At 63.1% G+C, this 20,131-nt stretch carries 19 protein-coding genes and 1 pseudogene; 10 read left to right on the top strand and 10 right to left on the bottom strand.

Going from position 1 to position 20,131, the window contains the following annotated elements; genetic code table 11:
• The first annotated feature begins 123 nt into the window (after positions 1-123).
• From prpR to ACHMW6_RS08935, 6 genes are all read left to right on the top strand, one after another.
• Positions 124-1,743, top strand: a complete 1,620-nt coding sequence (gene prpR, locus ACHMW6_RS08960) for a propionate catabolism operon regulatory protein PrpR (RefSeq protein ID WP_395406783.1) — start codon at positions 124-126, stop codon at positions 1,741-1,743.
• A 42-nt stretch (positions 1,744-1,785) separates the two neighbouring features.
• Positions 1,786-2,256 carry a DUF6328 family protein gene (locus tag ACHMW6_RS08955; protein ID WP_395406782.1) on the top strand — a complete coding sequence of 157 codons (471 nt, stop codon included), beginning with the start codon at positions 1,786-1,788 and terminating at the stop codon, positions 2,254-2,256.
• A gap of 77 nt (positions 2,257-2,333) precedes the next feature.
• The gene (locus ACHMW6_RS08950) at positions 2,334-3,365 is read left to right on the top strand and encodes a sensor histidine kinase (protein ID WP_395406781.1); all 1,032 of its coding nucleotides are present in this window, start codon (positions 2,334-2,336) and stop codon (positions 3,363-3,365) included.
• Positions 3,366-3,460: 95 nt separating this feature from the next.
• On the top strand, positions 3,461-4,312 hold the full coding sequence (locus ACHMW6_RS08945) for an alpha/beta fold hydrolase (protein ID WP_395406780.1): 852 nt from the start codon (positions 3,461-3,463) through the stop codon (positions 4,310-4,312).
• 11 nt (positions 4,313-4,323) lie between these two features.
• Positions 4,324-5,376, top strand: coding sequence for a sensor histidine kinase (locus ACHMW6_RS08940; protein ID WP_395406779.1), 1,053 nt, complete (start codon positions 4,324-4,326; stop codon positions 5,374-5,376).
• Positions 5,373-6,083: a LytR/AlgR family response regulator transcription factor gene (locus ACHMW6_RS08935; RefSeq protein WP_395406778.1), complete on the top strand. Its 711-nt coding sequence runs from the start codon at positions 5,373-5,375 to the stop codon at positions 6,081-6,083. Before ACHMW6_RS08940 ends, ACHMW6_RS08935 begins: the two co-directional genes overlap by 4 nt.
• Here the strand turns inward: ACHMW6_RS08935 and ACHMW6_RS08930 are convergent.
• The 3 genes from ACHMW6_RS08930 to clpS form a co-directional block, all read right to left on the bottom strand.
• Entirely contained in the window at positions 6,080-7,969 is a 1,890-nt protein-coding gene (locus ACHMW6_RS08930; RefSeq protein ID WP_395406777.1) for a hypothetical protein, read from the bottom strand. The genes ACHMW6_RS08935 and ACHMW6_RS08930 overlap by 4 nt on opposite strands.
• A 69-nt stretch (positions 7,970-8,038) precedes the next feature.
• The gene (gene clpA / locus ACHMW6_RS08925) at positions 8,039-10,339 is read right to left on the bottom strand and encodes an ATP-dependent Clp protease ATP-binding subunit ClpA (RefSeq protein ID WP_395406776.1); all 2,301 of its coding nucleotides are present in this window, start codon (positions 10,337-10,339) and stop codon (positions 8,039-8,041) included.
• Complete coding sequence (gene clpS, locus ACHMW6_RS08920) at positions 10,336-10,638, bottom strand: ATP-dependent Clp protease adapter ClpS (RefSeq protein WP_130185626.1); 303 nt, start codon at positions 10,636-10,638, stop codon at positions 10,336-10,338. Before clpS ends, clpA begins: the two co-directional genes overlap by 4 nt.
• 321 nt (positions 10,639-10,959) lie before the next feature.
• Here clpS and ACHMW6_RS08915 point away from each other — a divergent pair, with 321 nt between their 5' ends.
• Positions 10,960-11,163, top strand: coding sequence for a cold-shock protein (locus ACHMW6_RS08915; RefSeq protein ID WP_107141363.1), 204 nt, complete (start codon positions 10,960-10,962; stop codon positions 11,161-11,163).
• A gap of 147 nt (positions 11,164-11,310) precedes the next feature.
• Positions 11,311-11,730: a hypothetical protein gene (locus ACHMW6_RS08910; protein ID WP_395406775.1), complete on the top strand. Its 420-nt coding sequence runs from the start codon at positions 11,311-11,313 to the stop codon at positions 11,728-11,730.
• Positions 11,731-11,803: 73 nt separating this feature from the next.
• On the opposite strand, the gene icd is transcribed toward ACHMW6_RS08910, so the two are convergent.
• Positions 11,804-13,057, bottom strand: coding sequence for an NADP-dependent isocitrate dehydrogenase (icd, locus tag ACHMW6_RS08905; RefSeq protein ID WP_395406774.1), 1,254 nt, complete (start codon positions 13,055-13,057; stop codon positions 11,804-11,806).
• A 101-nt stretch (positions 13,058-13,158) separates the two neighbouring features.
• On the opposite strand from icd, the gene ACHMW6_RS08900 reads away from it, so the two are divergent.
• The gene (locus ACHMW6_RS08900) at positions 13,159-13,722 is read left to right on the top strand and encodes a pseudouridine synthase (RefSeq protein WP_395406773.1); all 564 of its coding nucleotides are present in this window, start codon (positions 13,159-13,161) and stop codon (positions 13,720-13,722) included.
• Positions 13,723-13,805: 83 nt separating this feature from the next.
• On the opposite strand, the gene rpsT is transcribed toward ACHMW6_RS08900, so the two are convergent.
• On the bottom strand, positions 13,806-14,072 hold the full coding sequence (rpsT, locus tag ACHMW6_RS08895) for a 30S ribosomal protein S20 (RefSeq protein WP_395406772.1): 267 nt from the start codon (positions 14,070-14,072) through the stop codon (positions 13,806-13,808).
• Positions 14,073-14,259: 187 nt separating this feature from the next.
• On the opposite strand from rpsT, the pseudogene murJ reads away from it, so the two are divergent.
• Positions 14,260-15,806 (top strand): annotated as a pseudogene (gene murJ / locus ACHMW6_RS08890) (murein biosynthesis integral membrane protein MurJ).
• Here murJ and ACHMW6_RS08885 read toward each other — a convergent pair.
• The 5 genes from ACHMW6_RS08885 to ACHMW6_RS08865 form a co-directional block, all read right to left on the bottom strand.
• Entirely contained in the window at positions 15,787-16,287 is a 501-nt protein-coding gene (locus ACHMW6_RS08885; RefSeq protein WP_395406771.1) for an FxDxF family PEP-CTERM protein, read from the bottom strand. The pseudogene murJ and the gene ACHMW6_RS08885 sit on opposite strands and share 20 nt — an antisense overlap.
• Before the next feature lie 128 nt (positions 16,288-16,415).
• Positions 16,416-17,261, bottom strand: a complete 846-nt coding sequence (locus ACHMW6_RS08880) for a type II secretion system protein (RefSeq protein WP_395406770.1) — start codon at positions 17,259-17,261, stop codon at positions 16,416-16,418.
• Complete coding sequence (locus tag ACHMW6_RS08875) at positions 17,227-17,601, bottom strand: type II secretion system protein (protein ID WP_395406769.1); 375 nt, start codon at positions 17,599-17,601, stop codon at positions 17,227-17,229. The genes ACHMW6_RS08880 and ACHMW6_RS08875 overlap by 35 nt, the downstream gene beginning before the upstream one ends.
• Positions 17,595-18,065 carry a type II secretion system protein gene (locus tag ACHMW6_RS08870; protein ID WP_395406768.1) on the bottom strand — a complete coding sequence of 157 codons (471 nt, stop codon included), beginning with the start codon at positions 18,063-18,065 and terminating at the stop codon, positions 17,595-17,597. Before ACHMW6_RS08870 ends, ACHMW6_RS08875 begins: the two co-directional genes overlap by 7 nt.
• 31 nt (positions 18,066-18,096) lie before the next feature.
• The gene (locus ACHMW6_RS08865; RefSeq protein ID WP_395406767.1) at positions 18,097-20,130 is read right to left on the bottom strand and encodes a secretin N-terminal domain-containing protein; all 2,034 of its coding nucleotides are present in this window, start codon (positions 20,128-20,130) and stop codon (positions 18,097-18,099) included.
• Position 20,131: the final 1 nt, after the last annotated feature.

Here is a 20,131-nt window from a genome sequence, read left to right as displayed (position 1 = left end):
GTTTGGGGACATTATTGCAAGTGCCATGCCAGGCCCTCACCCCACGTAAAATCAAGCACTTGCGACATCATCATCATTCTCAGCGTTTCACATTGAAACACGTGAAACAGCTATAATTGAAACATGAGACATTCCACCCCCCTGCCCTTCGATCCCGCCGACAAGCCGGTCATCTGGACGGTTGCCGTTTCACGCCTGTCCGAACTGTTCCGCGATATCACGCCGGAATACGATGCGCTGGCCACGATCGAGCCGATCAACCTCGGTTTCGACGAAGCGGCCCGCCACATCCGCGAACGCCTCGCGACGGAGCGCTGCGATGCTGTGATCGCGGCAGGCTCCAACGCCGCCTATCTGAAAGGCCGCCTGTCCGTGCCGCTGGTCATCGCCAGGGCCAGTGGTTTCGACTTCATGCAGGCGCTGGCCCGCGCGCGCAAAGTGTCACCCCGCATCGGCGTGATCACCTATCAGGAAGAACTGCCCGCGCTGGCCGAATTCGCGGCCACCTTCGGCGTGGACATCGAACGCCGCACTTATACGGCGGAAGAAGATGCGCGCGCCCAGATCAATGACCTGAAAGCTTCCGGCATCAAGGCCATCGTCGGCGGCGGGCGGATCACTGACCTGGCCGAGGAAGCGGGCCTCACCGGCGTGTTCGTCTACTCCTCGACTTCGATCCGCCAGGCCTTCGACGATGCGTTGGAAATCGCCCGCCTGGCGCAACTGGAATCCAACCGCAGTCACCGCACCGTGGTGGCAGACACGCTGCGCGCCAAGCATGGCCTGGCCGACTTGCGCGGCGAGTCGGAGGTGATGGAGCGCGTGCGGCAGGCGGTAGTGCTGTATGCGAAATCGCCCGCCACTGTGCTGATCCAGGGTGAAACGGGCAGCGGCAAGGAACTGGTGGCGCAGGCCATCCACCGCGAGAGCCCCCGCGCACTGGGCGCGAACCGTCCCTTTGTCGCCGTGAACTGCGGCGCGATCGCGGAATCGCTGCTGGAGTCCGAACTGTTCGGCCACGAAGAAGGCGCCTTCACGGGCGCACGGCGCGGCGGCCATGCGGGCCTGTTCGAAGCGGCCAACCGTGGCACGCTCTTCCTCGACGAGATCGGCGAGATGCCGCTGGCCTTGCAAACCCGTTTGCTGCGTGTGCTCGAAGAACGCGAGGTGGTACGGGTAGGCGGCACGCGCCCCATCCCGGTCAGTGTGCGCATCATCAGCGCCACCCACTGCGACCTGGAACAGCGCGTGCGCGAGGGCCGCTTCCGTTCCGACCTGTTCTACCGCCTGGCCGTGCTGCGCATGACGTTGCCGCCGCTGCGCGAGCGTCCGCTGGACATCGTGCCGCTGGTCGAATGGTCGCTGCGCAATGCGCTGGCGGCGCTGGGCGCGCGCCCCCATCCCAACCTCAGCGCGGAAATCGCAGCCTGCGCCCCGCTGTTCATGCGTTACGACTGGCCGGGCAATGTGCGTGAACTGCGCAATATGACCGAGCGCCTGGCACTCTTCCTTGCCGCGGAGCCGCTGCAGGCACTCACGCCGAGCTTTGTGGCCTCCGTTGTGCCGGAGCTGGCGACGGCGCTGCCGGCGCCGGGCGACGATGCTGTACCGCTGCGCCCCCGCACCGAATCGGCCGCCGAAATCCTGGCCCGTTTTGGCGGCCGGCGCGACGCAGCCGCCGAGTACCTCGGCATCAGCCGCACCACGCTGTGGCGCCGTTTGCGCGAGGAAAGCTCTACCTGAGCCGCGCGCCGTTCGCAGCGCCGCATCGCTAGAATGGTCCGCATGGACCCGCCTACTGAAAAGGAATCGTTGAAGGACCAGATGAGCCGCGTGATCGAGGAGGCGCGCATGGTGTTGCCCGGTATTCAGGCCCTGTTCGGCTTCCAGACGATTGCCGTGTTCAATGAGCCCTTCAAGAAGCTGCCCATGCATGTGCAGGATTGCCACGTGGGCGCGCTGGCGCTCGTGGTGATGGCCATTGCCCTGGTCATGATGCCGGCCGCTTACCACCGCCTGGCCGAACCGGGCCGCGTGTCGCACCATGCCATCAAGGTTTCCTCGGCGGCCATCTGTTCCGCCCTGCTGCCGCTGGCCGGCGGCTTGGCGCTGGACGTCTATGTCGTGCTGCATATGGTGACGGACGAAGACTTGTACAGCGCCCTCGGCGGCGGCGCAGCCTTCCTGCTGCTGACGGGATTCTGGTTCGGCTATCCCCTGTTCTCGCGCCTGCGCCGCGGCGGCGAAGCCGGCTAGCCGCCATTCATCACCGCTTCCTGCCGCTCATCCTTTGCCGGTAGCCGCCGCAGGGCCTTCGCGGTATGCTCCTATCCATGAAAAATTCGAGCTCGCAACGGCTGCAGGCCGTCAACTGGTACTGGGTGCTGCAAGTGATCGGCTGGTCCTTCGTGACCCTGTTCCTGATCACCGCCTCCAGCCGCCAGCTGCACCGCCTGGATGTGCTGGTCAATGATGTCGTGGCGGGCGCCAGCGGCCTGCTGATCTCCGACCTGTGGCACCGTCTCGTCAAGGGACGGCGCTGGGCCGTGGGCATCAACTGGCGCATGATTGCCGGGCCCGTGCTGCTGCTCGCGCCCCTGCAGACAGCCTTCCTGGCGCTGGTGGACTGGCTGCTGAAGCACACTTTCGACAGCCTTTCCTGGCTGCCCATGCTGCTGCTGTTCTGGGCCGGCGTTTTCCTGGCCTGGAATATCAGCTATGTGACCTTTGTCGCCGTGCGCCGCGCCAACCGGCTGCAGGAAGAGGCGCTGCGGCTGGAGGTACTGTCCAAGGACGCCGAACTGCGCGCGCTGCAGGCCCAGGTGAACCCACACTTCTTCTTCAATAGCCTGAACAGCGTACGCGCCCTGGTCTTCGAATCGCCCGAAGCGGCGGCGCAGATGATCGACAAGCTGGCGAGCCTGATGCGCTATGCACTGACGGCGGGCATGTCCGAAACGGTGCCGCTGCGCGAGGAGCTGGAAGCGGTGGAAGCGTATCTGGCGATCGAGAAGATCCGCTTCGAGGAGCGCCTGCGCGCCAGCATCGATATCGAAGACGGGCTGCAGGATCTGCCGATTCCGCCGATGTCCCTGCAAACGCTGGTCGAAAACGCCGTCAAATATGGCGTGGAGAGCAGTTCCAGCGGCAGCGATATCCGCATCGTGGCGCGGCGCGACGGCGGCAATATCCGCATAGAGGTTGCCAACACGGGCGCCATCCGGCCCTTCGTGGACTCCACACGCGTGGGCCTGGCCAACGCCCGCAAGCGCCTGGCGCTGGCCGTCGGCAAGGAAGCCAGCCTGGACCTGAGCGAGAACAGCGGCTGGGTGCGCGCGACGCTGCAGCTGCCCGTGGCGGCGTGAGCGCCGCTCATCACCGCTTTCAGCCACTCGTCACAAGCACCGTGTCCGCCGCCCCGCCCTGACATACGATGGCTTCCACAAGGAGGAAACACATCATGTTCAAGCAAACCATCGCCGCACTGCTGTTCGCCGCAACCATCCCGGCCTTTGCCGCCACCGCCTTCAAGGCTGAAGTGAGCGGCTCGGGCCAGCCCGTCATCCTGATCCCCGGCCTGGCTTCGTCCGGCGAAGTGTGGAAGGAAACCGCCGCCCACCTGTGCGGCCCGCGCCAGTGCCATGTGCTCACGCTGGCCGGCTTCGCAGGCCAGCCGGCACTGCAGGAAGGCGAGCTGATTGCCGCCGCCGAACAGCAGCTGGCCGACTACATCACGGCCAACAGGCTCGATAAGCCGGTCGTCATCGGCCACAGCATGGGCGGTTTCCTCGCACTGAAGCTGGCCAGCGACCATCCGGACAAGGTCGGCCGCCTCGTCATCGTAGACGCCCTGCCCGCACTCGGCGCAACCGCGGCGCCGAACGCCACGCCGGAGCAGCTGCAAGCCATGGCCGTCCGCATGCGCGACGGCATGGCGCAGCAGGACGCTGCCAGCTATGCGGCCGCCCAGCAGCGCGCCGTCGCCGGCATGGTCACTTCGCCCGCCCACGCCGAGCGCATCTCCGACTGGGGCAAGGCTTCCGACCGCGCCACCGTCACCAATGCCATGTACAGCGTGATGGCCACCGACATGCGGGGCGACATCGCCCGCATCAAGGCGCCTACGCTGGTGCTGGGCACCTGGGTTGCGTTCAAGGCCTTCGCGCCGAAGGAAGCCATCGAAGCCACCTATCGCATGCAGTACGCAAAGCTGCCGGGCGCCCGCATCGAACTTGCCGACACGGCGCGCCATTTCATGATGTACGACGAACCGGATTGGATGTATGCTCGCATCGACCAATTCCTGAAGTGAGACCGAACTCAATGGAAGCGCTCGCACCACTCGCACCCGCACGGCCGCCCCTGCTGGCACGCCTGAACTGGTACTGGATACTGCAAGTCCTTGCCTGGACGCTGATCATCATCGCCTTCATGATCGTCTTCGGCAGCCATCTGGGCGAACAGGGCGTGCTGGCAGTCTGCGTGTGGACGGGCGTGAGCGGCCTGGCGCTGTCCGACCTGTGGCACCGGCTGATCAAGGCCCGCGGCTGGAACCGCAGCGGCATCAACTGGCGGCTTATCGTCGGCCCCTTCCTGCTGCCGGCGCCGTTGCAGGTCACATCGATCGCGCTGGCCATCCACCTGCTGCAGCAGCGCTTGCGCGACCTGAGCTTCGTGCCCGGTTCGCTGGTCCTGTGGGGCAGCATTTTCCTGGCCTGGAACATCTGCTATATGACAGCGCTGGCCCTGCGCCGCGCCAACCGCTTCGAATCCGAAGCGCTGCGCCTGGAAATCCACGCCAAGGACATCGAACTGCGCGCCCTGCAAGCCCAGGTCAACCCGCATTTCTTCTTCAATAGCCTGAACAGCGTGCGCGCACTGATCTACGAAAACCACGACGCCGCCGCGCAAATGGTGGACCAGCTGGCGAGCCTGATGCGCTATGCCCTGCGCTCCGGCCAGCGCGACACCGTGCCGCTGCACGAGGAGCTGGAAGCCGTGCAAGCCTACCTGGCGATCGAAAAGATTCGTTTCGAGGAGCGCCTGCGCGCCAGCATCAGCGTGGAGCCGGGGCTGGAGAACGTGATGATCCCGCCCATGTCGCTGCAAACGCTGGTGGAGAACGCCGTCAAATACGGCGTGGAGCTGAGCGCCACGGGCAGCGATATCCGCATCATCGCGCGCCGCACGGCGGACGCCACGCTGATCGAGATCGCCAACATGGGCGCCATCCTGCCCTTCGCCAATTCCACGCACGTGGGCCTGGCCAACACGCGCAAGCGGCTGGCGCTCGCCGTCGGCGGCAACGCCAGCCTGGACTTGAGCGAAAGCGCTGGATGGGTACGCGCGACTCTCCAGCTGCCGGTGGCCGCATGATGCGCGTACTGATCGTCGATGATGAAAGACTGGCGCGCGCCGAGCTGCGGCGCCTGCTGGCCGCGCACCCGCAGGTCGAGATCGTAGGTGAAGCGGCCAATGCGGAGGAAGCGCTGCACCAGGTGGCCGCCTTGCAACCGGATCTGCTGCTGCTCGATGTGCAGATGCCGGGCGGCAGCGGCTTCGACCTGCTGCAGGCGCTGGATGCCGCGCCGGACGTGATCTTCACCACGGCTTTCGACCAGTACGCGCTGCGCGCTTTCGAAGTCAACGCGCTGGACTATCTGCAGAAGCCGATCCAGGCGCAACGCCTGGCCAATGCCTTGTCGCGTGCCGCGCTGCGCCTTGGTGGCTTGCCCGCGCCGTCGGTCACGCAGCGCCCGCAGCAGCTCTTCATCAAGGACGGCGAGCGCTGCTGGTTCGTCACGCTGGACCGCATCCGCCTGTTCGAATCCGAGGGCAATTACACGCGCGTGCATTTCGACGGCGAACAGCCGCTGATGCTGCGCTCACTGAACCAGCTGGAACAGCGCCTCGATCCGCTGCGCTTCTTCCGCGCCAGCCGGCGCCAGATCGTCAATCTCGATTACGTGGCGCAGCTCGCGCCGGCCGATGGCGGCGGCCTCTCCATCACCCTGCACGACGGCCAGTGCGTGGACGTATCGCGCCGGCGCGCCGCGCAGCTGAAGGAAATGACGACGCTTTAAGTCTGACGCGGCGCCACATCCAGCGTAGGCTGCGGCTTCGGGCTGCGCCGCGTGAGGTCGGCATGCGGGCGCTGCGTGGCTGCTGCGCTCAGGCCCTGCCACCAGACGGCGCCAAATTTCTGCTGGTGACCGGTCAGGCGGTAGGCAATGGTTTTCTGCAGCTCCGCATCCTGCCATTGCGCCGCATAGCTGTAGCCGCCCGTGCTCCAGGCTTTCGCCAGTTGATCAAGCTTCGGCTGCAGCACTGCGGCCGCGCAGCGCATGCGCACCTGGCGGTGATTCAGCCAGCCATTCTCAACGCCTTCGGTATCGAGGAAGCGCTCGATGATTTTTTCCGCGGCCAGCGCGCCGCTTCCACCCATTGACGCGATGGCGCTGGCGGGCATATTGAGGTTCAGCCCTCCTTCGGCGGCAGTATGGCGGATCACGACGACGCGGTCGCGATAGCCCGGCGTGCGTTTCAGCGCTTCGTGGCGCCAGGTGCGCATGGTCACCAGCAGCGCGCCGATAAAGGTCAGCGGCGATGGCAAACCGTCGCGGCCGCGAATGTCGACATAAGGCGGCGTCCAGCCCTGGTTATTATTCTCGGGCAGGACCACACGTTCGCTGGCCGGCGCCTTCTCCGCCAATGTCGATTGCAGGGACACGCCAAAGGTCGGCCGCTCGGGCAGCAGCGCATCGAAGAAATGGATAGGGAAATTGCTGGTCAGGCCGCCATCGCTCAGCCACACCGGCTTCACGCCGGGCGCGCCGCGCACCACGCCATCGCCCTCGGTAAAGCGCAGCCGGTACAGCGGTACGGCTTGCAGCAGAATGGGGAAACTCAGGCTCAGGCGGGCGCCGACCAGCACCGGCAGGTCGTCCGCGTCGGGCAGGAAGTACAGGTCACGCTGCTCGCCATCGAAATGCGGATCGGCGGCGCGCAGCAGGTCCACCGTGTCCCGCCGCGAGGTACGGCGCCGCAGCGAAGCGTCCACCATGAATTTCACCACCTCCGCCGGGAACAGCTGGCGCAGTTCGGACACGCGAAACAGCAAGTCCGCGCTCGCATGCGGCAGGCGGTGGCTGCTCAATTCACTGATGCCGGTGGTGATGAAGGCCAGCTCGATCGACGGGCTGGACAAGCGCAGCGTGCCGAAGGTGAGCGGCTGCGCCAGCGGCAGTCCGGCCATCCCTTGCACCAGGCCGTGCAGCCACACGGTCAGCGCCGGCAACTCGCTGTCTGCGTCGCTCATGCCGGAGCAGATGCCGCAGCGGTTGCGGCGCAGCCCGCGCCACGCCGTCCATGCGAAGTGGACGCCCGCGCCCAACAGCGCGGCCAGCAGCAGGCTGACTGCAAAGCCAAGCCACGCCAGGCCGCCCGAAGGCAGCGTCTGCGCCATCCAGCGCCATGCCACCAGTAGTGCGGCTGCGATCAGGGCGCCGACCTGGAATTGCTGCAGCAGGCCGCCGGCAAAAGCGCCGATGCGGGTGACCATGCTGTGCCGGTTGAGGGCTTCTTCGATGACCGCAAAATGCGGCTTCAGGTCGGCGCAGGGCTGGAACAGGGAGAACAGGCGGGAGCGGCCGTCGGCCACCGTTTCCGCCAGGTCTTCCGGCAGTTTCTCCAGCTGGTCGAATCCGGCATTGCCGCCGCCGGCGTTGCGGCGGTATTGCGCGGCGGCGGCAGCCACTGCGGCCACCGCGCCAACGCTGGTGCCGCCGATGCTGCGCAAGGTGAAGCGGCGCGCCAGTCTTGTCACGAAGCGGGGGTAGACGACGCCGGATGTCACTCCCCCTTCCATGACGATGTCGCATTCGGCGGGCGTGATGTGTTCAGCCACAGCAATCCTTTCATAGACGTAGTTGGCGTCATTGTCGGCGGAAAGACCCGCCTCAATACTCACCAATCTTCACATCTCAGACGGCCGTAAAAAAACCCGCTCTTTGCGGAGCGGGTTTTTGGGGACAGAGGCTTACTCGACTTCGACGGTTTCCGGCGGCGGCGTCGGCGCTGCATCCGGTTCCGGGAAGTCCAGCTTGATCTGGTCGGCTTCGTCCAGGTCCACGATGACCTTGCCGCCGCTGACCAGGCGGCCGAACAGCAGTTCGTCGGCCAGGGCCTTGCGGATCATGTCCTGGATCAGGCGCGACATCGGACGTGCACCCATCAGAGGATCAAAGCCCTTCTTCGCCAGGAACTTGCGCAGTTTCTCGCTGAAGATCGCTTCCACCTTCTTCTCGTGCAGCTGCTCTTCCAGCTGCATCAGGAACTTGTCCACCACGCGCAGGATGATGTCCTCGTCCAGCGCACGGAAGCTGATGATCGAATCCAGGCGGTTGCGGAACTCCGGCGTGAACATGCGCTTGATGTCGGCCATCTCGTCGCCTGCTTCCTTCGTATCCGTAAAGCCGATCGAACGCTTCTGCAGGCTTTCCGCGCCCGCGTTCGTGGTCATGATGATGATCACGTTGCGGAAGTCAGCCTTGCGGCCGTTGTTATCGGTCAGCGTGCCGTGGTCCATCACCTGCAGCAGGATATTGAAGATATCCGGATGCGCTTTTTCGATCTCGTCCAGCAGCAGCACGGAGTGCGGCTTCTTGGTGATCGCTTCCGTCAGCAGGCCACCCTGGTCGAAGCCCACATAGCCCGGAGGCGCACCAATCAGGCGGCTTACGGCGTGGCGCTCCATGTACTCGGACATGTCGAAGCGAATCAGCTCGATGCCCAGGATGAAGGCCAGCTGCTTTGCCACTTCGGTCTTGCCGACGCCGGTCGGGCCGGAGAACAGGAAGGAGCCGATCGGCTTGTCCTGCTTGCCCAGTCCAGCACGCGACATCTTGATCGCCGATGCCAGCGCTTCGATGGCCGGGTCCTGGCCGAACACCACGTTGCGCAGGTCGCGGTCGATGGTCTGCAGCTTGCTGCGGTCGTCCTGGTTGACGGTCTGCGGTGGAATCCGCGCGATCTTCGAGATGATCTCTTCGATCTCCGTCTTGCCGATGGTCTTCTTCTGCTTCGACTTCGGCAGGATGCGCTGTGCGGCGCCCGCCTCGTCGATCACGTCGATGGCCTTGTCCGGCAGGTGGCGGTCATTGATGAAGCGCGCTGCCAGCTCTGCCGCGGTGGACAGGGCGGACGACGAATACTTCACGCCATGGTGCTCCTCGAAGCGCGACTTCAGGCCACGCAGGATCTGCACGGTCTGCTCCACGGTCGGCTCGTTCACGTCGACCTTCTGGAAGCGGCGGCTCAATGCATGATCCTTCTCGAACACGCCACGGAATTCCGTGAAGGTGGTCGCGCCGATGCACTTCAGCTGACCGTTGGCCAGGGCCGGTTTCAGCAGATTGGACGCGTCCAGCGTGCCGCCCGACGCCGAACCGGCGCCGATGATGGTGTGGATCTCGTCGATGAACAGGATGCCGTTCGGGTTATCCTTCAGCTGCTTGAGCACTGCCTTCAGGCGCTGCTCGAAATCGCCGCGGTACTTGGTGCCGGCCAGCAGCGCGCCCATGTCCAGCGAGTAGACGACGGCGTTGTTCAGCACTTCGGGCACGTCGCCCTGGGTGATGCGCCAGGCCAGGCCTTCCGCGATGGCGGTCTTGCCCACGCCGGCCTCGCCCACCAGCAGCGGATTGTTCTTGCGGCGGCGGCACAGGACCTGGATCACGCGATCCACTTCGTCCTCGCGGCCGATCAGCGGGTCGATCTTGCCTTCCGCGGCGGACTTGTTCAGGTTCTGCGTGAACTGATCCAGCGGAGATTCCTTCTGGCTGCCTTCGCTCGGCTGGCCCTCTTCCACACCCTCGGACGCCTTGGTCGAATCGACCTGCTGGTCCTTGCGGACGCCGTGGGAGATGAAATTGACCACGTCCAGGCGGGTCACACCCTGCTGGTGCAGGTAGTAAACAGCGTGCGAATCCTTCTCACCGAAAATGGCGACCAGCACGTTCGCGCCCGTAACCTCTTTTTTGCCGTTCGATGCCGATTGAACGTGCATGATGGCGCGCTGGATCACGCGCTGGAAACCGAGCGTGGGCTGGGTGTCCACTTCGCCGGTGCCGGGCACGGTCGGGGTATTGTCGCCGATAAAATTCGTGAGGGTCTTGCGCAGGTCCTCGATATTGACCGCGCAGGCGCGCAGCACTTCGGCCGCCGAAGGATTGTCCAGCAGCGCCAGCAGCAGATGTTCCACCGTAATGAATTCATGCCGTGCCTGCCGCGCCTCGACAAACGCCATGTGCAAACTTACTTCCAATTCCTGCGCAATCATACTTCCTCCATCACACATTGCAGGGGATGTCCCGCCTTGCGTGCATGCGTTAAAACAAACTCCACTTTGGTTGAAGCTATATCTTTAGAGAAAACGCCGCACACTCCTTTGCCATAGCGATGGACACTCAGCATAATTTGCGTGGCCGTTTCACGGTCCTTATTGAAATACTCTTGAATGATCGCAACAACAAATTCCATCGGGGTGTAGTCGTCATTCAGCAGCGCCACCTGATACATCGGGGGCGGTTTCAGCGTCTGTCGCTCCAGGACGGTTTCAGTGTCATGCTTGGTTGCCATACGCTTATATTCTAATGCTTTCAGGGTAGATGCAACGCCCATTTAGCGGCGCGTTTCCATTAGTACTCATCTTACGCGTTTTCTCGATTCACCGCAGATGCGGTCTTGCCGCGCAAAATCAAGAGTTGCGAAAATAGCTGTTGCAAAAATCTTACGATGTGCTAGTGAAACAGCTTGACATTAAAAATTGTTCCGCCAACAATGCGATATCGACTTTGTGCAGAAATGTACACGTTGGTAAGAAGTGAGTTGTCGAGGAGGGGGCAGGAAGCTTCTTGCTTTTATGGCTCGTGTGATTCGTTTTTAAATTGAAAGTTTTTTATGGCAACTGGTACCGTTAAGTGGTTCAATGACTCCAAAGGTTTCGGCTTCATCACTCCTGATGACGGCGGTGAGGATTTGTTCGCACACTTCTCCGCAATCAACATGAACGGCTTCAAGACCCTGAAAGAAGGTCAGAAAGTGCAGTTCGAAGTCACGCAAGGCCCTAAAGGCAAGCAAGCTTCCAATATCCAAGCTTCCTGATTTTCAGCCTCGGACTCAAAAAGACCTCGCAACCGCGAGGTTTTTTTTCGCCTGAAGCACGGAACTTTCCTCGCCCGCGCGCCCTCAAACGATAGTCGCGGGCGAGCGAACAATGACGCTCCTCACCTCACCTCACCGGAGCGCATCATGCCATCAGAAACGCTTGAACGCCGGACTGAAACACTAGAGGAAGCCATGCAACAGGTATCTTGCCAACTGGCTTTGCTAAGACAGCACGTAGACGAAGGCTTCAAGGCCCAGAGTGCGAACACCGACGCGCTGGCCGCACGGATCGATAAGTTTGAGGCCCGTACTGACGCCAGATTCGACAAGGTTGACGCCAGGTTCGATAAGGTCGACGCGAGGTTCGACAAGGTCGACGCCAGATTCGACAAGGTCGAGTCTATGATCGACAAGTCGGAAGCGCGCGGGATGGCGGCAATGCGGCAGCTTTACGACCAGCTCGAAAAGCGCGTGGACAAACTTGAATCCGGCTTTCGCTGGCTGATCGGCCTGCAGGTGACGACGCTGGTTGGCGTGCTGGGCCTGGCGGCGCGGCTAATATAAAAGCCCCGGGGCCTTGCGGCGGGCCGGGGCTGGGCACGGGCGGCCGGGAGGATCCCGGCGCGTCGCGGCGGGATTACATGTTTTCGATCATGACCTGGCCGAAACCGGAGCAGGACACCTGGGTCGCGCCTTCCATCAGGCGGGCGAAGTCGTAGGTGACGCGCTTGGAGGTGATGGCCTTTTCCATCGAGCTGATGATCAGGTCGGCGGCCTCGGTCCAGCCCATGTGGCGCAGCATCATTTCAGCGGACAGGATCAGCGAACCCGGGTTCACATAATCCTTGCCGGCGTACTTCGGCGCCGTGCCGTGGGTGGCTTCGAACATGGCCACGGAGTCGGACATATTGGCGCCCGGCGCAATGCCGATGCCGCCAACCTGCGCAGCCAGCGCGTCCGAAATGTAGTCGCCGTTCAGGTTCAGGGTTGCAATCACGGAGTATTCGGCCGGACGCAGCAGGATCTGCTGCAGGAAAGCGTCGGCGATGGAATCCTTGATCGTGATTTCACGGCCGGTCTTCGGATTCTTGAACTTGCACCATGGGCCGCCATCGATCAGCTGTGCGCCGAATTCCTTCTGGGCCAAGGCATAGGCCCAGTCGCGGAAGCCGCCTTCGGTGTACTTCATGATATTGCCCTTGTGGACAATGGTCACGGACGGCTTGTCGTTGTCGATCGCGTACTGGATCGCCTTGCGCACCAGGCGCTCGGTGCCTTCGCGCGATACAGGCTTCACGCCGATGCCGGAGGTTTCGGGGAAGCGGATCTTCTTCACGCCCATTTCCTTGACCAGGAAATCGATCAGCTTTTTCGCACCATCGGAACCCTCCGCCCACTCGATGCCGGCGTAGATGTCTTCCGAATTTTCGCGGAAGATGACCATGTCGGTCTTCTCCGGCTCACGCACCGGCGAAGGCACGCCCTTGAACCAGCGCACGGGACGCAGGCAGACGTACAGGTCCAGCTCCTGGCGCAGGGCCACGTTCAGGGAGCGGATGCCGCCGCCGACCGGGGTGGTCAGGGGACCCTTGATGGAGACCACGTAGTCCTTCAGTACTTCCAGCGTCTCTTCCGGGAGCCACACATCGGGGCCGTACACGGTGGTCGACTTTTCGCCAGCGAAGATTTCCATCCAGCTGATCTTGCGCTTGCCGCCATAGGCCTTGGCCACGGCTGCATCCACCACCTTGATCATCACCGGGGTGATGTCCACGCCCGTGCCGTCACCTTCCAGGTAAGGAATGATCGGGGTATCCGGTACGTTCAGGGTAAAGTCGGCGTTGACGGTGATCTTCTGGCCGTCGGCGGGTACTTTGATATGTTGGTACATCGTGTTCTCCGAAGTTGGGGTTCCACAGGTCTTCTATAAGACATAAGACACTAGTGTTCCACATTATGCACGAGTATTTTACTTGGCGCTACAATCCACAAATGCCGCTCATACTATTCAACAAACCCTTCCAGGTATTGTGCCAGTTTTCCCCCTCCGGAGAGAAAGAAACCCTGGCCGACTATATCAAGATCCCGAACGTCTATCCCGCCGGCCGCCTCGACTATGACAGCGAGGGCCTGATGCTGATGACGGACGATGGCAAGCTACAGCATAAGATCGCCCACCCGGACCGCAAGGAAGCCAAGACCTATTTAGTACAGGTCGAAGGCGTGCCGACGCCGGACGTGCTGGCCCGCCTGCAGGCCCCGCTCGACCTGGGCGATTTCACCACCCTGCCCTGCAAGGCCGTGCGCATCGCCGAGCCCGAATGGCTGTGGCCGCGCAACCCGCCGATCCGCGAGCGCGCCAGCCAGCCCACGTCCTGGCTGGCGATTACTTTACAGGAAGGCAAGAATCGCCAAGTGCGCCGCATGACGGCCGCCGTCGGCCTGCCCACCCTGCGCCTGGTGCGCGCCGCGATTGGCGGTATTTCCCTGTCCAGCCATCCCCTGCTGCCGGGCGAATGGCGCGAAGTCTCCCCGGACGACCTGAAAACCCGATAAGCAAAGCGAAAAACCCGCTATGGCCATCGCCATGCGGGTTATTCGGTACACCAGATTGGCGGCTACTGCCGCCGCACACGAACTTAAGCGGACAGTGCCTTCAGGGCAGCTGCCAGACGGCTCTTGTGACGAGCAGCCTTGTTCTTGTGGATGATTTTCTTGTCAGCGATCGAGTCGATGGTCGACACGGACGACTGGAAGATCTGGGTAGCAGCGGCTTTGTCGCCAGCCTGGATTGCCTTACGCACGGCCTTGATAGCGGTACGCAGGGTGGAACGCTGTGCCGAGTTGTGAGCGTTTGCCTTAACAGCTTGACGAGCGCGCTTGCGCGCTTGTGCGGTATTTGCCATGAGAAATCCTAATTCGTTGTCAAAGTTCGTTCGCAAACAATAGTTTGCCAAACCGGTGTGTTCAGAGCCGGCGGAACGTCTTGCCTGCCTTACTGAATTCTGTACAGCCTTAAATTATAGCGGGGATTTGCCGCCAGGGCAATTGCCAAATATCGAATCGTTGCAGGTTTCGCTATAATCGCAGCCCATGAATCTGCTCAAGACCCTCGCCGCCATCTCCAGCATGACGATGCTGTCGCGTATCACCGGCCTGCTGCGCGAAACCCTGTTTGCCCGCGCCTTTGGCGCCGGCGCCCATACGGACGCCTTCAATGTGGCCTTCCGCATCCCCAACCTGCTGCGGCGCCTGTTCGCCGAGGGAGCGTTTTCGCAAGCCTTCGTGCCCATTCTGGCGGAGTACAAGAATGCGCAGGGCCACGACGCTGCCAAGACCCTGGTCGACCATGTGGCCAATACCCTGGTCTGGTCCACGCTGATCGTCAGCGCGCTGGGCATCGTCGGCGCGCCCGCCTTCGTCTTCCTGATAGCGTCCGGCCTGAGCAAGGGCACGGCCTTCGACGAGGCGGTGTGGATGACGCGCCTGATGTTCCCCTATATCGCCTGTATGTCCTTCGTGGCGCTGGCGGGCGGCGTGCTGAATACTTGGCGCGAGTTCCGCATTCCGGCCTTCACGCCGGTGCTGCTGAATCTTTCCTTTATTGCCGGCTCGCTGTTCCTGGCGCCCTACCTGGAACGCCCCGTGTATGCCCAGGCCATCGCCGTGATGGTGGGCGGCATCCTGCAGGTCGCCATCCAGGTGCCGGCGCTGGTGCGCGTGGGCATGCTGCCTTCGCTGTCCTGGAATCCGGCCGGCGGGCTGAAAGACCCGGCGTGCGCCGCGTGCTGAAGAAAATGGGACCGGCCGTGTTTGCCGTGTCGGCCGCCCAGATCAGCCTGATGATCAATACCAGCATCGCCTCCTACCTGCCGGAAGGGTCGATTTCCTGGCTGACCTACGCCGACCGCCTGATGGAATTCCCGAACGCCCTGCTGGGCGTGGCGCTGGGCACGATTCTGCTGCCCAGCCTGTCCAAGGCCAATGTCGAAGGCGACCATGCTGAGTACTCGTCCCTGCTGGACTGGGGTCTGCGCCTGACCTTCCTGCTGGTGCTGCCGGCTGCCGTTGGCATGGCCGTGCTGGCGCAGCCGATGATCGCCACCCTCTTCCACTATGGCCAGTTCACGGCTCACGCGGCGGAAATGTCGGCGCGGCCGCTGATGGCTTATGCGGTCGGCCTGACGGGCATCATCCTCGTGAAGACGCTGGCGCCGGCGTTCTACGCGCAGCAGGATATCCGCACACCGGTGCGCATCGCCATCGGCGTGCTGATTGCCACGCAGGTGATGAATGCGATCTTCGTGCCCTACATCCAGGTGGCGGGCCTGGCGCTGTCGATCGGCCTGGGCGCCTCGCTGAACGCGGCCTTCCTGTACCGCGGCTTGCGCAAGCGCGATATCTACAAGCCTGCGCCCGGCTGGACGAACTTCTTCCTGAAACTGCTGGCGGCGGTGGCGGTGATGGGTGTTGGAGCCTGGTTCGGTGCATCCCAGTTTGACTGGATCGCCATGCGCGCACATCCCCTTATGCGCGCCGGCGCCCTATTGTTGGTCGTCGCGGTGAGCGGCGTAGTCTATTTCAGTATTCTTTTTATGCTGGGTTTCCGACTGCGGGACTTCAAGCGCCGCGCGAAGTAGACTGGCGGCGGCGGGCGACCGCGCCAACCAGGCCCAGGCCTGCCAGCAGCATGCCGTAAGTGGCAGGCTCTGGTACGGCCGACACGGTCACTTCACCACTGTAGGTCGCGCCTGCCATGGCGTTGCCGTACAGCTCCAGCGTGAACGGCGAAGAGCCGGTGTATTCCACACCGAAGAATCGGTATTTGCCGAACTCGTAAGCCGAGCCAACAGTACCGTTCAGGTTGGTCTTCGCGCCATCGATGCTGATGTTCTGGCCGCTCAGCGTCAGCACGAAATCGTACACACCGGCATTCAGACCGGTGAAGGTGATGACGTCCAGGCCGCCCGACAGCAGGCCATCACTGCCACTGGTTACGCCGATGAAGTGGTTATCGGTGTCCAGCACCGGCGTGGTGGTGATAGCGACGGATTGGTCAGCAGCAGAAGCGCCAAAAGAAGCAGCGGCCAGCAAACCTGCGATTGCGAATTTCAGATTCATGATGCCATTCCTTTACGTGAGAGTAGTCGTCGCTGGTCTAGATCTCGTTATAAGGATGTAAAGAGAATAGCATTTTTCTAAAGATTGTCAGGCGCGCACGATTGAAGAGTTAACAAATTCAGACAGTCTCAGCGTTGAGGGTCATTCGTGCTACGTTCGGGCTCGTTTTGTGGTGAAGATGGCTCGGCCTTTTCCGGCGTTTCGGCCGGCGGTTCGGCGGGCTGTTCCGGCTCCTGCGGCGCTTGTGGCGGCTCCTGCGGCGCTGGTTCCTGCTGCGGCGCGGGCTTGGGCTGCGGCATGGCCGGCTGCATGCCGGGCTGTTGCGGTTGCAGCGGATTCGCTGGCGCCGCCGGCGTTTGCGGCATCTTGACGGCCGTCGTCACGGGCGCCAGCGACGTCTCCGCCGTGAACTTCCAGTCGGAAACGTGAGCCTTGCCTTCGAACCTGACGAAGCGCTGCGGGAAGTTGCCAATCTTGATCGGCTCGGCGCTGGAAAAACTGTAAATACCGATAATGCCGCCCTCACCGGCGGACATCGAACTGGTCGGCGGCTCGCTCGTTGGCGGCACTCCCGGTGCGCCTGGCGTTGCCCCCGGCACGGCGCCCGGCGTCCCCGGCTTGTTGATGCCCGCGCGCACCAGTCCCCATTCCGGCTTGCCCGTCATCGGATCGACATAGATGCGGCGCAGGTGGCGGCGCACCTGGGGAAAGCGCGGGTCCTTCAGCAGCTCCTTCAGGGACGGCGGGAATGTTGGCTGTCCGGCCGGCGTGGCCGCCGCATAGCTTTGCAGGGCATCGCTGAACTCCGCGCCGATGCGCAGCAATTCCTCTTCGGCCGCCGCGCGCTGCATCGTCACGCCGAGGCGTAAGGTGGCCGCGCCCACCAGGCCGATGATGGCAACCAGGATCACCACGCTCAGGTAGGTGAACCCGCGCTGCCTACCAGTCCGAATAAGGCTTGCCGCTGCGGTCATTGCCGGGGGCTCCGCTCTTGATGTCGGACACGCCACCCTTGGTCACATCTTCGGGCGGCACGATCAGCCAGCTGTCCGCCTTCTCCGTGATCGGGTCGAGCGGAATCGAGCGCAGGTATTTTTTCTCGACCAGCTGCTCCAGGCTGTCCGGATAGCGGCCGGTGTCGCCATAGAACTGGTCGATCACCAGGCGCATATTGCGCAGGTTATCGGCAAGGACGGTTTCCCTGCTCTTGTCCACGCTGGGGAAATAGCGCGGCACGGCCAGTGTGAGCAGCAGCGCGATGATGCCCAGCACCACCAGCAGTTCGATCAGCGTGAAGCCTTTGCGTCTTACCATTTGCGGTACGGGATGCCGTTCAGGCCCACCGCCTCCGAGATTGAATACACGTCATACACATCTTCCCCTTCGCGCGGATCGTCCGCCTCGCTGGCGTAGCTGCGCCTGCCCCAGGTCTGGGCGTCGGTCAGGTTCGGGTCGCTGCTGAAAGGATCGCGCGGCACGCGGCGCAGGAAGAAAATCTTCGCGCGCTTGGGACTTTTCTGGTCCGGCACCCCCTCCACCAGCAGCTCCAGGTTCTTCGGATAGCCGTTGCCGGTGATGCTCTTGGCGATGCGGCCTTCGTCATAGGCGACCTTGTAGGCATCGATGGCCTTGCGGATTTCATGCAAGCCGCGGCGCAGATCCTGCTCGTTGCGGCGCTGGACGACCGTCTGCCCCACCGGCACGGCGAGCGTGGCCAGCAGGCCAAGGATGGCCAGCGTGACCAGCAATTCGATCAGCGTGAACCCGCGCGCGCGCATTCTGGGGTCAGGCACGTTTTGTTACACGGACTCATCGCTGTACCGGCTGCGGCTGCGGTGCAGGCGCTGGCTGTGCAGGCGCTGCAGGCTGCGTGACACTGGTCGCGGGGCCGGGCTGCTGCGTGGACAGCGGCACGCCGGCCGGCGCGGTCAGGTCCGGCGCGGGCTGGATCTGGCCCGGCATGGCGCCTGGCGGCAGCGTGACCGGTGCGCCGGCGGCGGCAGGTGCGGTAGGTGCGCCCGGCGCCGGGACCACGCCCGCTGCGCCCGGAGCCGCCGGAGCCGCGCCCGGACGCGCCGGCAGCGCGACCGGCAAGCGCGGCGCGATATCCGGCTTGCGGCGGAAGTTCGCTTCCGTGCCGGCCGAGAATTCCGCCGCGCTGATTTCAGGACGCTGCAGATTGCGCACCAGGTGCGGCGTGATCGACAGCACGATCTCGGTCTTCTGCTTGTCATCCTTCTGCGACCCGAACAGGCGGCCCAGGATGGGGATATCGCCGATGCCCGGCACCACATTGGCCGAGCTGCGTTCCTCGCTGTTGATCAGCCCCGCCAGCACCTGGTTCTCCCCGTCCTTCAGCTGCAGGAAGGTCGCGGCCTGGCGCGTGCCGATCTGGTAGGCCGTGGTGCCGGTCTTCGTCGTCACCGTGCTTACCAGGTTGGAAACCTCCAGCTGGATGCGGATACCCACCTCGTTATTCAGGTAGATGGTCGGCTCGGCGTTCAGGGTCAGGCCCACGTCCACATAGCTGACGGATTCAGAAGCGAAGCCGCCGGTGCCGGGCGAAATCGTGGTCGTAATCACCGGCACCTTATCACCGATCAGCACCTTGGCCTTCTCCTTGTTGCGCACGCGGATGCGCGGATTGGCCAGCAGGTTGGCGTCGCCATCGGCCTTGTTCGCATTCAGCTTGGCGCTGATATCGCTGATGCCGATCGTGCGGCGGTTCAGGTTATCCAGGTCGCGCAGGGTCAGCGTGTCGCCGCCCGAGGTGGACAGCGGCGTCAGCGCAACGGAGCTTGGCCACACCACGCCCAGTTCCGTGAGGCGGGTGCGCTTGATTTCGAGGATCTCGACATCGAGCATCACTTCAGGCTCCGCCTGATCCTGGGTGGCGATGATTTTTTCGGCGAGGCGGATCGCATCGGCGCTGTCGCGGATGATGACGAGGTTCAGCTTTTCATCTGCAATCACGTCGCGCGACTTGAGGATGGTCTTCAGCGTATTGGTGACGGCCTTCGCATCGGCATTCTGCAGGTAGAAGGTGCGCACCACGGTTTCCTGGTATTCCTTCAGCTTGGCTGCGGTGTTCGGGTAGATCAGGATCGTGTTCGCATCCATCGCCTGCTGTTCCAGCTGGTTCGTCATCAGCAGGTAGTAGATCGCCGATTCCACCGTGCTGTTCTTCAGCATGATGGTAGTGCGCGTATCGCTTTTCACATCCTTGTCGAACACGAAGTTCAGCCCGGAGCGGCGCGAGATTACATCGAACACCTGCTTCAGCGGCGCTTCGCGGAACTCGATCGTGATCGGCTGCTTGTAGGCTTTGGACAAGCCATTATCCGGCGGCGGTGGCGGGGCCTTGTCGTTGATCTCGCGCAGCAGCTCGCGCGCCTGGGCGTGGTCGGGCTTTTCGGATAACACGGCGTTGACCCTGGACTTGGCCAGGTCATAGTCCTTCTGCTCCAGCGCCAGCGAGCCGGCGGCCAGCAGCTTGTCATAGCGGTCGGCCGCATCCAGCGCACGCAGGCCGGCGCGGGCGCGCTCGTTTTGCGGATTCATCGCCAGCACGCGCTGCAGGTTCTGCGCCGCCAGGTCGTACTTGCGCTCGGCGATCAGGCGGTCCGCCTGCTCCAGCGCCCGAATCGTGGCGCGGTCGCGCGCCTGCAGATAGGCGGCGCGGTATTGCGCATTCGACGGGTCGGCCTGGATCGCTTCCTGGAACTTCAGCAGCCCTGCTTCCACCTGGTCTTTTTCAACCAGCGACTTGCCGTCGCGGTAGGCCATCTGTGCCGCACAGCCGCTCAGCGCCAGCACCAGCGCGGACAGCGTGAGCATTCTCATA

The sequence above is a fragment of the Pseudoduganella sp. UC29_106 genome (assembly GCF_044055365.1).
GTDB lineage: Bacteria > Pseudomonadota > Gammaproteobacteria > Burkholderiales > Burkholderiaceae_D > Rugamonas.
The sequence above is the reverse complement of the archived record's forward strand: the minus strand, read 5'-3'. Positions and strand labels throughout refer to the sequence as shown.